We start from the raw sequence: 14424 nt of genomic DNA, 5'->3' as shown, positions 1-14424 counted from the left end.
CGGCTAATTAGCCGGCTCTTGATGCTTTAACTTATTCAACCGTTACCGATTTTGCTAGGTTTCGAGGTTGGTCTACGTCGGTGCCTTTAATAACCGCAACATAGTATGAAAGCAGCTGTAACGGAATTGTATATACAACAGGAGCAATCACGTCATCGACATGGTTTACATTGATTACACGCATTGTTTCGTCAGATTCAAACGCTGAGTCTTTGTCTGCGAATACATAGATAATACCGCCACGGGCACGTACTTCTTCTACATTTGATTTAAGCTTTTCAAGTAGCTCATTGTTTGGTGCCACAACAATGATTGGCATGTCGGCATCAATCAACGCAAGAGGGCCATGCTTAAGCTCACCCGCTGCGTATGCTTCGGCGTGAATGTATGAAATTTCTTTCAGCTTAAGTGCACCTTCCATCGCGATTGGGTATTGTGAACCACGACCTAAGAATAGTGAATGGTGCTTATCAGCAAACTCTTCAGCTAAATCTTCAATCCCTTCTGCAAGCAATAATGCTTCTTCTAACTTGTTAGGAAGTGTTTTAATTGCATTTACAATCGCACCTTGCTCTAGGCCTTTTTCTTGGGCAATCGATGCTGTTAGCATTAGTAAGCCAACAAGTTGTGTGGTGAAGGCTTTCGTTGATGCAACACCAATTTCAGCGCCGGCTTTAGTCATAAAGGCTAAATCAGATTCACGTACTAGTGATGAACCCGGTACATTACAAATGGTCATTGACGCCATGTAACCTTGCTGTTTTGCAAGACGAAGTGCAGCAAGCGTATCAGCTGTTTCACCAGACTGTGAAATGGTCACAAGTAAGCTGTTTTCATGTACAAATGATTCGCGGTAACGGAACTCAGAAGCAATCTCGACGTTACAGCTCACACCAGCAAACTGTTCAAGCCAGTAACGAGCAACCATACCTGAGTGGTATGAAGTACCACAGGCAATAATTTGCACGTGTTTTACGTCTTTAAAGATTTGCTGAGCGCTTTCGCCAAAGGCATCAATCGCGACAGTGTCATTAACTAGCCGGCCATCAAGGGTGTTACGCACAGCAAGTGGCTGTTCGTAAATTTCTTTCAGCATGTAGTGACGATATTCGCCTTTACCTGATGCATCTTGCGTAATGTTTGATTCAATCACTTCGCGCTCGACTGCATCGCCATTTGCATCAAAGATTTCAACACTGTCACGGGTAATACGAGCAACATCACCTTCTTCAAGGTAAATAAAACTACGAGTAACAGGTAATAGAGCAAGTTGGTCAGAGGCAATAAAGTTCTCACCAAGACCTAAACCAATCACCAGTGGGCTACCTGAGCGCGCTACAATGATTTCGTTATCGTTCGCTTTATCAAAAACAACTGTACCAAATGCACCTTCAAACTGCTTAACAGCAGCTTGTACAGCAGCTAAAAGTGTATCGTGCTGTTGGCGAAGTTGGTGAATAAGGTGCACCATGACTTCAGTATCTGTTTCTGATAAAAACTCATAACCGTCGCCTTTAAGCGCATCGCGTAGGCTGGCATGATTTTCGATAATACCGTTATGAACAAGGGCAATTTCGCTATTCGAAACATGTGGGTGAGCATTCGCTTCAGTTACGCCACCATGGGTAGCCCAGCGTGTATGTGCGATACCGGTAGTGCCTTTAACAGCGGCTTCATTCAGTGCCGCTTCAAGGTTAGCAACCTTACCTACTGCTTTTACAGTGTTAAGCTCAGTACCTTTAAGTAAAGCCACACCTGCCGAGTCATAGCCACGGTATTCAAGGCGCTTTAGGCCTTCAACAAGAATTTTATTTACTGGGCGTTCTGCAACAGCCCCTACGATTCCACACATAATCTCTCCTTTTGCACATGCCAAAGTGTTTTACTTTGGGCGAGATGTGTTGTCATAAATGATGCGTAATAAGGTGTTGTCGGTCTTATTACGGGTTATTCAATTTCTGCACAGATCAGCTGTACACCACATGCTGTTATCGCCTCGCGCTTATCTGCGCTTAGGTTGTTGTCTGTGATAACTGTGGTAACACGCTGCCAAGGCAGTTCTAAATTTGGTATTCTTCGGCCAATTTTTTCTGACTCAACCAGCACCACTACCTCTCGGGCAGCTTCAGCCATCACTTGGCTGAGCCCAACTAATTCATTGAAGGTTGTAGTACCTCTATCAATATCAATGCCATCGGCACCAATAAAGAGTTGGTCAAAGTCGTAAGAGCGTAGAACATTCTCAGCAACTTGGCCCTGAAACGATTCTGAGTGTGGATCCCAAGTTCCGCCGGTCATCAAAAGTGTTGGCTCATTTTCTAATGAAAGCAGTCGGTTAGCGACATTAATAGCATTTGTCATCACCACTAAACCGCGCTTACTTGCAAGCTCAGGGATCATCGCCGCTGTAGTTCGGCCGCTATCAATGATGATGCGGTTATGATCTTTAATAAGCTTTGCAGCCGCCTGTGCGATTGCCATTTTGCGAAGCGAGTCGCTTTTCTCGTTGCTATTTGCAACGATTTCTTGCGGCAATGCAATAGCGCCACCGTAACGGCGTAGTAACAAGCCACTTTTTTCAAGGGCTGTCAGATCTTTACGTATCGTCACTTCAGAGGTTTGAAACTGCTCTGCTAACGCTTCAACAGCAACTTCACCAAGTTCATTCACTTGGCTTAAGATAGTATGGCGACGTTGTTGAGTGTTTCGTTTTGTCATAAAGTGAACCACGTAAGTTTCGTTTCGAAAGTTATGAGATTTTAAACGAAACAATATAAATGGCAAGTGAATGATCGTTAACCTACACAGCTTTAATTTTGATCTTCATCACCAACACGCTAAGCTATTGGCAAATATAACCATGAACATGCCCCATGAAAGAGTTTAATAGCCTCGATAAGCCCTTACTCGAACAACGAAAAAATACTCATGAAATTTGCCGTTTATTTGCAAAAAGCCCGAGTAAAGGCAATTTAAAACGACTAAAAAGCATGTTTGCTCACTGTGGCGAGCAGGTTGTTATAGAAGCGGGTTTTCATTGTGATTATGGCAGTGGTATTAAAATAGGTGATCGAACCTTCATAAATATTAACTGTACTGTACTCGATGCGCCGCTAACTGATGCGCAAATTACGATAGGCGATGACTGCTTAATAGGCCCTAATGTGCAAATACTCGCCGTATCGCATGCAGTAAACCCAACCGAGCGTTTAGCAAAAGCTAATTTTGCAGCACCGATTAGCATTGGAAACAATGTATGGATTGGTGCAGGCGCTATTATACTTGCGGGTATTAAAGTTGCTGATAATGCCGTGATTGGTGCAGGGGCAATAGTTACCAAAGATGTCGCGGCAAATACCCTAGTTGCGGGTAACCCCGCGGTGAAGGTCAAAGACCTTTAACTCTCATACCAACGCGCTAAAGCACGTCCTACGTAGATCGTCATTTATGGCGACTCATTTAAAACTAAAAAAGCCCAGCTGTATTGCTGGGCTTATAGTTGGGAGTTAGTTACTGTTATTCATATCGTAAAATAAGCGATGGTCTGGTGCTTGCGGCCTTAAAGGCTAAGCTTGCAACGGTAACCCAAGTAATGGCGGCCACCGCGACGGCGGCAACTAAATACACCCATACAGCTTGTTCAATGCGGTCATTAAAGTTTGCTAACCAATCACCAACTAACAAGTAAGTCACTGGATACGCAATAGCAATACTTACCGCTACCAGCACTAAGAACTCTTTAGCAATGATATTTACGATACTGATGCGTGATGCTCCTAGCACTTTTCGAACGGCCACTTCTTTTTGACGACGCACTGTTGCAAACGAAGCCAAACCAAATGTACCTAAACAAGTTAAGAACACTGCAAGACCGGTAAAGATTAAAACCACATTCGAAATTCGCTCATCACCTTTTAACAGAGTTTTATAGTTGTCTGCGAGTAAGTTAATTTTTGGCTCATAGATATTGGCTGAGCTTGCTAATACTTCAGCGATCTGAGCTTTAATGTAAGGCAAGTTTTGCTGATCAATCGTTAAAATTAATTCTGATACAGGTGATAAAAAGTTAAAGCCACATAAGAACATAATATTTGAGTTGGCATCTTTAGCATTACCTACTTTTACATCTTCAACCACACCCACAACACGCATATCTACGCCACGAGCCGAGTCTTTAATTACCTTACCGATAATGTCGCTCATGTTTGTGTAGCCCGCTTGCCTTGCGACAGATTCAGTCACAATGGTACCCGTACTTGTTACTCCATTTTCACGGCTTGCCCAATCACCAGCAAATTCACGGCTAAAGTCACGGCCAGCAACCAGTTTTAATCCTAGTGTTTTTACAACATCGTAGCTTGCGCCAACAACAGGCGTTAAGCTGCCAGACGCTTCACCATTTGGCCACGTTGGCATAAGTGTGTTATTGATTGAAACGGTTAAACGGGTATCAATCACTGTTGTTTGCTGTACGCCTTGAATTGCACTAATACGGTTAACTAAGGCATTTTTTTCTTTTGTGAATACTTCGCCTACAGGTAGCTCTGAAATAACCAATCTTTGTGTCGTTTCGTAGCCTAAAGGTAAGCTTTGTAAGTAAGTTAGTTGCTTTAACAAGGTAATAGAGGCAATGATTAAACCTATTGCTAGTGAGGCCTGTAAGGTTAGTAAGCTCTTACGAACCCATATTGCAGTATTACCACGTTGTAAGTCTCCACTTAAAACGCGTTTTGCGCTGAATGACGAAATAAAGAATGCAGGATAAAGCCCAGCTAATATGCCCACAGCAATTGCGACCACAATAATTGCAATGCCAAATTCAGAGGCATAATTCACGACCAATTCGCGGTCTACTAGTTGGTTAAAGCTTGGTAAAAATAGCTCCACTAAAGCACATGCAATCACCATTGAAAGCATTGATACCAACACAGATTCAGATAAAAACTGCGTTACTAACTGGCCTTTACTTGCGCCAAGCGCTTTACGCACACCCACTTCTTTTGCACGTTTCGTCGATTGAGCGACGGTCATATTAATAAAGTTAAAACCTGCAATAAGAATAAGTAACACGCTTAAACCAACACAGATCATCACCACTTGTTTAGCACCACCCGCTTTCATCTCAAAAGGTGATTTTGCCGTTAGGTGCAAATCAAGTAATGGATGCAGCTCTAAACTAACTTGCTCCAACATAGAACCGCTAAAAAAGCGCTCTGTTAAGGTTTTAGCTAATGCATCGGTATCGGTGCCCTCAGCTACACGCATATAAACATAACTACTGTTGATATCTATTTCGCTTGGATCATGCTTAACATAAACAAGATTTTTAAAGGCAAAGTGAGTGTTGTCTGGTAAATCTGCAAACACGGCACGAACTGTGTACTGTCCTTGTTCATGCGTAAGTGTTTCACCTATCACATCGGTGCGACCAAAAATGCGCAGTGCTTCTGATTCACTTAAAGCTAGACTGTCTGGAGTACTCATTGCTGTTGTTAAGTCACCCGCAATCGTCTTCATAGCAATAAAGTTTTCAATATTTGCTGTTGCACCATATAAGGCATTTAACTTATAGCCTTGGTTGCGGTAACTCACATCAACCATGGCTTCACGAGTCAACTCGACCATAGTTAATCCGAACACTTCTTCAACTTGGCTGTAATCTTCGGCCTGCTTTGACTGTGCATAATTAAAAATAGGCACCACAGCTAAACCAAGTTTTGAGAAGTCTTGTCCAACGCGATAAACACGCTCAGCATGTGGCTGTTGGCTATCGTACGAAAGCTCATTTTTTGCAAACAAAGCAACTAGAATTGCCGCAGCTAAGCCCACACTTAAACCCAGAACATTTAAAATAAAGTGCTGTTTTTGGTTTTTAAACGCACGCAGCGCGGTGATCAGATAACTTAAAATCATGTTATGCCACCTCTGCTGTTTGTTGAGCACGGTTAGCTTTATCTACCATCACTTGGCCATCTAGTAAGCGCACTAAACGGTCAGCATAATTGCCTTCTTTTTCTGAGTGAGTAACCACAATTACCGTGGTACCTTCGCGATTTAGCTCACGCAGCATCGCCATGACTTCATCACCATTTTTTGAATCAAGGTTACCCGTAGGCTCATCCGCTAAGATAAGTTTTGGATTAATCACCAGTGCTCTGGCTACTGCTACACGTTGCTGCTGACCGCCTGATAGCTGCTGCGGTAAGTGATCTGCTCTATGGTCGATTGCAACACGTTTTAAAATTTCTTCTACTCGCTGTTTACGTTCACTTTTTGAGATATTTTGATACTGTAATGGCAGCTCAACGTTTTCAAATACTGTTAATTCATCAATTAAGTTAAAGCTTTGGAAAACAAAACCAATTGACGCTTTTCTAAGTGTTGCTAATTGTTTTTCACCAAACCCTGCTATGTCTTGGCCTAAAAATTCAAAACTACCTGCTGATGGCGAATCCAACATACCTAAAATAGAGAGTAATGTTGATTTACCGCAGCCAGAAGGCCCCATAATGGCAAGAAACTCGCCTTCGTTTACCTGTAAGTTAATGTTATTAAGCGCTGTTGTTTCAACATCTTGAGTACGGAATACGCGTGATAAGTTAGTTAATTTAATCATTGTTTTTATCCTTAAAATTGTAGTTGTTGTGCTTTATCAAAGTTGCTGTAGCTAGAGGTGATCACGCGATCTCCGGCGCTTAGGCCACTTAACACTTCATAATAGTTTTGATTCTTTTTGCCAAGACGAATGTCTTTTCGTACTGCACGATTGCCATCTTTTTCCATGACATAAACCCAGTTACCCCCTGAGCTGGTAAAAAATGCGCCGCGTTCAAGTAATAAAGCAGTGCCTTTGCTATCACCTAGCATCAGCTGCACATCAAGGCTTTGCCCACGCTTTATGTTGCTCGTGCCATTGGGTAAATCGACCTCAACCTGAAACTGTGATTGCTGAACACGGCTATCAATTTTGCTAACTGTTGCCGCAATTTCGCCTTGCTCGTGTTCAATAAGCACTTGCATACCTGTTTGAACTTGGCTCAGGTAAAACTCATCTAGTCTCACAACTAGCTTGTATTCATTAGGAATATCAATCTGCCCTAGGCGAGCACCACGGCCTTTTGATTCACCAATTTCAACATCAAGTTCACTTAAATAACCATCGGCAGGTGCTGTTACGAGTAAGTTTTCAAGGTTCTTACGCGCAAACTGAAGGTTTTTCTCTAACATGTCGGCACTGTCTTTTAACTGAGCTACCTGAACTTCACGAATGCTGTTTTCTTGCTTTTGACGCTCAAGGGTTAGTTCTTTTCGAGCTTTGTAATACGCTAAGTCTTCTTGAATTTCAGATAATTGCTCTTGTGCTAACACACCCGTTTTCACTAGCGGCTGAGTTTGTTTTAAGCGACGCGATAAATGCGTAATTTTAAGATCGATTTCAAGCAAATCACGGCGTAAGTTTAAACGGCTGGTTTCCATATTCATTTGCGTGTTACGTAAAAAGTTAAGCTGCTCAGTCACCTGTGCTTCACGGCTCATTACATCAAGCTGCAAATTAGTATTGCTTAAACGCACAAGTGGTTGGCCTTTTTTAACAAACTCACCTTGCTCAACAAGTCGCTCTTCGACTTGGCCTCCGGCAATGGTGTCGAGGTAAATAGTCGTGCGAGGCATAACCTGACCACGAAGACTTAAAGCATCAACAAATTCACCTTGTTGTACTGTGCTAATCGTTAAGCTTGTTGCGGTTACTTGCTGACTACGACCTGTTTGCTCAGTTTGCGTGAAACCATAAGCTGCAGCCGCAACAGCTAAGCATGCAGCTGCTATTACTGATTTCTTAAAAAGTGCTTTGTTATTTGAGCGTGTAATTTTCTTATCCATGTTGACGCCTTTAAGTTATCTAGATGCTAATTACCTATAGATAAAACAACTCTTGTGCCAACTTTTATTTTCATTAAATTACAACAACTTATACAAAAACCAACAAGCGTGTATATAATCAAGTGTCCGCTTATAGAACACTTCAAAACCCATATATCGTCCATAAATGGACACTCTTACTATTTTCAATTAGTCTTAGTGTTCCCATAAAGGAATAATAATAAATAGCTATGAAACAAGCAGGATCAATTCTTATCGTCGATGATAACCCCGACGTACTTATCGCCGCACGATTACTTTTAAAGCAGCATTATCAGGTTGTAAAAACCACAGATAACCCCTTTGATATCGAAGGTATCATTAACGCACAGCACGAGGCGGATCAGGCCATAGATGTTGTGTTACTCGATATGAACTTCACGCAAGACTCAATTAGTGGCAAAGAAGGATTCTACTGGCTAAAAAAAATCATGAGCCAAGACGCTAACATTGCGGTACTGCTTATGACGGCCTACAGCGATATTCAGCTAGCTGTCGAAGCAATTAAAGCTGGTGCCTCTGACTTTATTGCCAAACCTTGGCAAAATGAGCAATTACTCGGTGCTGTTGCAGCGGCATTTTCACACGCTAAAGACAAACAGCAAGTTGGTAAGCTCACAAAACAAAAGCAGGCCTTGCAGCAGTCAATCGGCAATCAACCATTTGAGTTTTTAGGCCAAAGTGATGCCATGCAGCAGGTTTTTTCGGTGATCGACAAAGCAGCCAACACAGATGCCAACATATTGATTAGTGGCGAAAGTGGCACCGGTAAAGAACTCACCGCACATGCAATCCACAATGCAAGCCAGCGCCAAAGCCAACCCTTCATAAGCCTAGACATGGGCTCACTGGCCGAAAGCCTGTTTGAAAGCGAACTATTTGGCCATAAAAAAGGGGCGTTTACTGGCGCGAAAGAAGATCGCATAGGCCGATTTGAGCTGGCCCATGGTGGTAGTTTATTTTTAGATGAGCTAGGTAATTTACCGCTTAACCAACAAGTTAAACTGCTCGCAGCACTACAAAACAGGCAAATAACACCGGTTGGTGGTTCAAAAGTCATCGATATTGATATTCGTTTGATTTGTGCAACCAATGAAAACCTCGAACAAGCAGTTACTGAAGGCAAGTTTAGGCAAGACTTACTGTACCGTGTTAATACCGTAGAGATCCGTTTGCCAGCTCTGCGTGAGCGCAGTGAAGACATTCCATTACTGTGTAACTACTACTTGCAGCACTTTGCACATAAATACAAACGTGAGCTCTCGATTGCGGCATCTGATATGACACGTTTAAGTCAGTATCATTGGCCAGGCAATGTCCGTGAACTTGCCCATGCAATTGAGCGAGCAGTCATCCTCTCTGAAGGCTCAGAGCTCGATATAAGCTCAGTGATAAGCTCACCAAGTGCAGCTGTTAGCACAAGTGAGCTCCCTACAAGCGCCACTGACTACGACACTTTTGATCTCGAAATCATCGAGCAGAGAACCGTTCGTGCAGCTTTAAAGCATTTTCAAGGGAACGTGAGTCATGCAGCTAAAGCACTCGGCCTAACACGCGGAGCCATGTATCGTCGTTTAGAAAAATACGGACTTTAATCGATGCGAAATTTTATTAGCTTAGCCAGCCTATTAGCTGCATTAATAGGTTTATCAATTGCTTTGTTTTGGCAAGTGGAACAAAGCGGGTTTTCTGCAATTTCGGCACTTTTAGTAATTTTAAATTTGGTATGTGCCGCGCAAATTTTTAATTTATTTAAACGCCAAACAAGGCGTGCAGATATGGTGTTTCGTGCTTTAGCGAATGGAGACAGCACATTAGGCTTTGGCGACCAACACCCTATGCAGCAGCAATTTGAGCAGGTTAAACAACAAATTCAGGCTGCGCGTTTTAATGCAGAGCAACAAGCCCAGTTCTTACAAGCGCTATTAATTCATATAGATTTAGCGGTATTAGTATGTGATGAACAAGGCAATATTATTGAAAGTAACCCGGCGGTCAGTCGTTTACTTGGACAAGCTGTAAAGCACATCGATGATTTAGGTGTAATAGCCAACCTAGTCCAAGACGCAAAACAAAATAGCCGTAATACCGTGCCATGGCAAAATGGCGAGCAGCACGATACGTTATCTGTGCAGATCAGTATTGCCGAAATCCAAGGTAAAGTTCGTAAAGTGATCAGTTTGCAATCTATTCATGATCAGCTGCAATTAAAAGAGCAACAAGCTTATAAACGCCTCACTAGAGTACTGACTCATGAAATTGCTAATTCGATTACGCCACTCTCTTCTTTAGCACAAACTTGTACGGCGCTGCTACCAAATGAGCTTAGTTTTGATGATCAGGAAGATAAACAAGACTTGCAACTCGCCCTTACAACACTCGCATCACGAACCGAGCATTTAGGCGAGTTTATAGCGCAATTTAAAAAGGTTAGTAGCTTACCTGCCCCACACTTACAGCCACATATTCTGGCCGATCTTGCCAAGCAAGTTGTCGCTCTGCACTCACAACAGGCTAAGCAACTTAATATTACGTTGAATTTATCGGTGCAAAGCCAACAGCTAGTAATGATAGATAGAGGCCAAGTTGAACAAGTAATAATAAACCTGCTTACAAATGCCCTTGATGTACTAAAGCAGTTAAATACTCCAAAGTCAGCAAAGTGCATTGAAGTAAGCATTGCACAAAATGCTAATCAGCAACTGTATTTAGAGGTCAGCGACAATGGTACAGGTATCAGCGATCATGTAATCGAGATGATTTTTGTGCCATTTTTTACTACCAAGCAACAAGGCTCAGGAATAGGCTTAAGTTTATCGCGCCAGATCATGCTCAATCATGGCGGCGATCTGGTTTATATCAAACGCCAGCAAGGAGCCTGCTTTCGCTGCGTATTCGGTTAGCTTACATAGTTAGAACAATTACTTACAATTTGCTAAGGCGCTGTTTGGTATCATGTACCTATTAACGTTTAATGGACTAACCAATATGAAGTATCTCGCCTTAGCACTGTTTTCATCACTTGCCTTTATTCCTACAAAAAGCTTTGCTGGTATTTATGACAGCCCAGATATGAACCTGTTTGTTAAATCAGAGCATAATAGTACTGATTCAATCACCTCAGCCGGCATCGAATTTATGGCTAAAAATAACTACAGTAATTTCGGCGCAGCATTTACAACGGCACTAGGCTCAGCAGAAGTATTTACTAAAAAAGGTGATCGGGAGACATTTCTAACCTTAGATAGCGGCATCAAATTTGGTTATTTCAGTGACTTTTTTGTCTATGGCGAAGTGGGCTTAGATTTAATTGAGCTTGCTGTATACGACGACCGCGATGACCACGACTACAGCGACCGCTATGATGACGACCACAATAATATTGATGGCTATGTTGGTGTGGGCATGGGCGTGGATTCAAAGCCATTCAGAATAGAGATCTATGCCAGAGCCCGAGAAATAGACAGCCGCTATTGGGAAGCACAAAACCATGGTTATGCTGGGTTACAAGTTAGTATTTCGTTTTAATTTCAATTGGGTGAGTAAGTTAGCGAGCTGTTAATCTAATGGTCATTTTTAGCTCACCCTATGTTAAGCTTAGGCGCTTTAGTTTACCCGCACCTAAGTTAACGGAGTATTTTAATACGTGTTTTTAAATCGATTTTTACGCCTTGTTGTTGTTTCTTTTATTGTAACAGGCTGTCAGACTGCCCCTGAGTCACTTCCCGAAAAGAAGCCCATCATCAAAGCCAATCCAGGCACTGTGGTTGCAGAAGCTAAAAAAGCACAAGTAGACGCGGTGACACCGCTCAAACCAAGTGAACTTGATGACGTATGGCAGCGTATTCGCATTCAACTACAGTTTAGCGATTCAAGTCACCCAGATGTGCAAAAGCGCATTGCTTGGTACCTTACTCATCCTAATTACATGGAAGAAATAAGCCGCCGTGCAGCGCCGTATTTGTATCATATCGTTACAGAAGTAGAAAACCGTGACTTACCAATAGAACTCGCTCTAATGCCGCTTATAGAGAGCGATTTTGATGCCAGTGCCTATTCGCACAAACATGCATCGGGTTTATGGCAACTCACCCCCTCAATCGCCAAATACTTCAAAGTAAAAATTACCCCTTGGTATGATGGTCGCCAAGATGTGATCGACAGCACCCGCGCAGCTTTGGATTTTATGGAATACCTTTATAAACGCTTTGATGGCGATTGGTATCATGCTATTGCCGCCTACAATATTGGTGAAGGGCGTGTATTAAAGGCAATTGCTCGTAATAAAAAACAAGGTAAGTCGACGGACTTCTTTAGCTTAAAGCTACCATCTCAAACCAAACAATACGTGCCTAAGTTACTGGCCGCAGCACAATTATTAAAGCACCAAAAAATGATATTCCCTGCCATTAAGAATGAGCAGGCTATTGCGACCTTACCAGTAACTGGTGCAGTGATCTTGGCAGACAAAGCGAAATGGCAAGAGCTTGAAGAGCTAAACCATGGCGTTATCCGATACCCAGCAGTGATTGATGCGCCACATATTGTGGTTCCCAAAGATCAGCAGGCAAGTTATCGAACTCTATTAGCTAACCAAAAAAGCAATGATTATAGCCAGTGGCAACATTACACAGTAAAGCGCGGTGATAGCTTAAGTGTGATTGCAAAGAACTATAAAGTAACAGTTAGCCAGCTGAAAACCTTCAATAACCTAAAAACAAACACCATTCGTATTGGTCAAAAACTGATATTGCCGCAATTGGCTGATCAACAAATCGAGTATAAGGTGAAATCTGGCGACAGCCTTTGGAAGATAGCAAAGCAATACAAAGTCAGTATCACTAAACTTAAACAATGGAATAACCTTTCAAGAGATAGCTTAAGAGTGGGTGAAAAGCTCACCGTATTTATCTCAAATAGTTAATACCGAATCAGGGAGTTTTACTCCCTGTCTCTTTTATCTATCCAATTAAAGTTGTATCTTTATTAGTCTAAAAAACAACAATTAAAAATCATGGATAATCAGCAACAGGACGCAAGCTGTTCAACCGTTAAAACAGAGCAAGACTCTAACGTTGAAGAGCAAACAAAGACCACCCAGCAAAACACTCAACCAGACAGCAATCAGCGCAAGGCATGGTTTACCAACGAGCGGCTAAACCTATTTCTCGCACTCTGTGCCATTATTATCTCCGCGGCCTCCTTTTATGCCACTTACTTGCAAGCCAGCGCCGCAGAACGACAAGTAAAAGCCGCAACCTGGCCATGGCTCGAAGTGATGACGGGGAATTTCAATGAAGAAAAAAATTATGAAGAAATCACTATCAACATTAAAAATTCAGGATCAGGCCCAGCCATTATTAAATACGTAAAATTCTTCCACGATGAAAAGTCGTATACAGAGATATTTAAAGTAATAAAAGACTGCTGCTTTGACATCTATGCTTACCAAGAGCAATTAAATAAGTTGCAAAATGAATCACCAGAGATCAATTTCTTTGAAAAATTTGGTTGGTTGTATACCGGCGTTAGTAATAATCGATTATTAGCCTCAGGCGCTGAACTTAACCTTTTTGGTTTTAAGAAAACAGGCTTTAATGCAACTCAGTGGGACAAGGTAAATGACCAACGCTTTAATATTAAAACTGAGATCTGCTACTGCTCGTTGCTAGAACAATGCTATCTAAGCGATGGCCGCGGCGATGTAAGAGAAATACAGCAGTGTGAGTGAGTTAGCGAGTTGCGAGAGTAAAGTTAGCAAGGGGAAAGTTGCAAGAGTAAAGTTTGGAAATCTGCCGTAGGTTGGGTAGAGCGGAGCGAAACCCAACACAGAGCTATCAGCTTTCAGCCGCGTGGTGTGGGTGTTTGTTGCTGCGTCTTTAATCTACCGAAGGCTCTAGGCCCTAGGCTCTAGGCTCTAGGCTCTAGGCTCTAGGCTCTAGGCTCTAGGCTCTAGGCAAAGTGTACTTGTAGGAATGGCTTTAGCCATGAATGTGTTTGTTATGGTCTGAATTCGGCACTGAAATGCCTCCTACGGGGGTTGTTGCTGAGGGTGACTCTGTACTAAACAACCCAACAGTTCAACTTTACCCTTGCTAACTAGCAACTCGCTAACTCATGTTGGGTTTCGCTGCGCTCTACCCAACCTACCTCAAGATTGAATAGGGCACGTTATGTGGACAGCTCAAAACGCAAAAAAGCCCGACTCTTTCGAATCGGGCTTTCTCTTATTTGGAGCCTGGCGATGACCTACTTTCACATAGCAGCTGCTACACTATCATCGGCGCTGTTTCGTTTCACTACTGAGTTCGGCATGGGGTCAGGTGGGTCCAAAACGCTATTGTCACCAAGCAAATTGGGTTTTAATTCGCTCTTTTGAGCAAATTAATAAATCTGGAATTCTGATATCAAGTAATTGTCTACTTTAGTGTCTTAACTTCTGTCTGTTACGCTGTCATAAAACGCGTTTGGCGTTGTATGGTTAAGCCTCACGGGTAATTAGTA

The 14424-nt window shown here is 42.4% G+C and carries 11 protein-coding genes and 1 rRNA gene; 6 read left to right on the top strand and 6 right to left on the bottom strand.

All coding sequences use genetic code 11. From position 1 onward, the window contains the following. Positions 1-31: 31 nt before the first annotated feature. Together glmS and AUR67_RS15885 are read right to left on the bottom strand one after the other, a co-directional pair. Positions 32-1852 (bottom strand): glutamine--fructose-6-phosphate transaminase (isomerizing), encoded by a 1821-nt coding sequence (gene glmS / locus AUR67_RS15890; protein ID WP_058585998.1) that lies wholly within the window; start codon positions 1850-1852, stop codon positions 32-34. A gap of 95 nt (positions 1853-1947) precedes the next feature. Further along, positions 1948-2718, bottom strand: coding sequence for a DeoR/GlpR family DNA-binding transcription regulator (locus AUR67_RS15885; RefSeq protein WP_054552250.1), 771 nt, complete (start codon positions 2716-2718; stop codon positions 1948-1950). Between the two features lie 155 nt (positions 2719-2873). Here AUR67_RS15885 and AUR67_RS15880 point away from each other — a divergent pair, with 155 nt between their 5' ends. Beyond that, positions 2874-3401, top strand: a complete 528-nt coding sequence (locus AUR67_RS15880; RefSeq protein ID WP_058585997.1) for a sugar O-acetyltransferase — start codon at positions 2874-2876, stop codon at positions 3399-3401. A gap of 115 nt (positions 3402-3516) precedes the next feature. On the opposite strand, the gene AUR67_RS15875 is transcribed toward AUR67_RS15880, so the two are convergent. From AUR67_RS15875 to AUR67_RS15865, 3 genes are read right to left on the bottom strand one after another with little or no spacing between them, the layout of a single operon-like run. Beyond that, the gene (locus tag AUR67_RS15875) at positions 3517-5913 is read right to left on the bottom strand and encodes an ABC transporter permease (RefSeq protein WP_058585996.1); all 2397 of its coding nucleotides are present in this window, start codon (positions 5911-5913) and stop codon (positions 3517-3519) included. 1 nt (position 5914) lies between these two features. After that, positions 5915-6616 carry an ABC transporter ATP-binding protein gene (locus tag AUR67_RS15870; protein ID WP_058585995.1) on the bottom strand — a complete coding sequence of 234 codons (702 nt, stop codon included), beginning with the start codon at positions 6614-6616 and terminating at the stop codon, positions 5915-5917. Between the two features lie 11 nt (positions 6617-6627). Beyond that, the gene (locus tag AUR67_RS15865; protein WP_058585994.1) at positions 6628-7881 is read right to left on the bottom strand and encodes an efflux RND transporter periplasmic adaptor subunit; all 1254 of its coding nucleotides are present in this window, start codon (positions 7879-7881) and stop codon (positions 6628-6630) included. 230 nt (positions 7882-8111) lie between these two features. On the opposite strand from AUR67_RS15865, the gene AUR67_RS15860 reads away from it, so the two are divergent. From AUR67_RS15860 to AUR67_RS15840, 5 genes are all read left to right on the top strand, one after another. Next, the gene (locus AUR67_RS15860; protein ID WP_058585993.1) at positions 8112-9515 is read left to right on the top strand and encodes a sigma-54-dependent transcriptional regulator; all 1404 of its coding nucleotides are present in this window, start codon (positions 8112-8114) and stop codon (positions 9513-9515) included. Between the two features lie 3 nt (positions 9516-9518). Further along, positions 9519-10823 carry a sensor histidine kinase gene (locus AUR67_RS15855; RefSeq protein WP_058585992.1) on the top strand — a complete coding sequence of 435 codons (1305 nt, stop codon included), beginning with the start codon at positions 9519-9521 and terminating at the stop codon, positions 10821-10823. Positions 10824-10908: 85 nt separating this feature from the next. Next, a complete protein-coding gene (locus AUR67_RS15850; RefSeq protein ID WP_082665665.1) occupies positions 10909-11448 on the top strand; it encodes a hypothetical protein in 540 nt (179 codons plus the stop codon). Between the two features lie 118 nt (positions 11449-11566). Beyond that, positions 11567-12844, top strand: a complete 1278-nt coding sequence (locus AUR67_RS15845) for a LysM peptidoglycan-binding domain-containing protein (RefSeq protein ID WP_058585991.1) — start codon at positions 11567-11569, stop codon at positions 12842-12844. A 90-nt stretch (positions 12845-12934) separates the two neighbouring features. Then, positions 12935-13651 carry a hypothetical protein gene (locus tag AUR67_RS15840; protein WP_058585990.1) on the top strand — a complete coding sequence of 239 codons (717 nt, stop codon included), beginning with the start codon at positions 12935-12937 and terminating at the stop codon, positions 13649-13651. A gap of 505 nt (positions 13652-14156) precedes the next feature. Here the strand turns inward: AUR67_RS15840 and rrf are convergent. Further along, positions 14157-14271: ribosomal RNA gene (gene rrf, locus AUR67_RS15835) — 5S ribosomal RNA — on the bottom strand. Positions 14272-14424 lie beyond the last annotated feature (153 nt).

Source organism: Pseudoalteromonas sp. XI10 (assembly GCF_001469895.1).
In the GTDB taxonomy this organism is placed as follows: Bacteria; Pseudomonadota; Gammaproteobacteria; order Enterobacterales; family Alteromonadaceae; genus Pseudoalteromonas.
This window is presented reverse-complemented; position numbering and strand designations above follow the sequence as displayed.

Bases quoted from the DNA above. Each gene is read 5' to 3' on its own strand.
- glmS (WP_058585998.1), bottom strand. From the start codon at position 1,852: ATGTGTGGAATCGTAGGGGCTGTTGCAGAACGCCCAGTAAATAAAATT.
- AUR67_RS15885 (WP_054552250.1), bottom strand. From the start codon at position 2,718: ATGACAAAACGAAACACTCAACAACGTCGCCATACTATCTTAAGCCAA.
- AUR67_RS15880 (WP_058585997.1), top strand. From the start codon at position 2,874: ATGAAAGAGTTTAATAGCCTCGATAAGCCCTTACTCGAACAACGAAAA.
- AUR67_RS15875 (WP_058585996.1), bottom strand. From the start codon at position 5,913: ATGATTTTAAGTTATCTGATCACCGCGCTGCGTGCGTTTAAAAACCAA.
- AUR67_RS15870 (WP_058585995.1), bottom strand. From the start codon at position 6,616: ATGATTAAATTAACTAACTTATCACGCGTATTCCGTACTCAAGATGTT.
- AUR67_RS15865 (WP_058585994.1), bottom strand. From the start codon at position 7,881: ATGGATAAGAAAATTACACGCTCAAATAACAAAGCACTTTTTAAGAAA.
- AUR67_RS15860 (WP_058585993.1), top strand. From the start codon at position 8,112: ATGAAACAAGCAGGATCAATTCTTATCGTCGATGATAACCCCGACGTA.
- AUR67_RS15855 (WP_058585992.1), top strand. From the start codon at position 9,519: ATGCGAAATTTTATTAGCTTAGCCAGCCTATTAGCTGCATTAATAGGT.
- AUR67_RS15850 (WP_082665665.1), top strand. From the start codon at position 10,909: ATGAAGTATCTCGCCTTAGCACTGTTTTCATCACTTGCCTTTATTCCT.
- AUR67_RS15840 (WP_058585990.1), top strand. From the start codon at position 12,935: ATGGATAATCAGCAACAGGACGCAAGCTGTTCAACCGTTAAAACAGAG.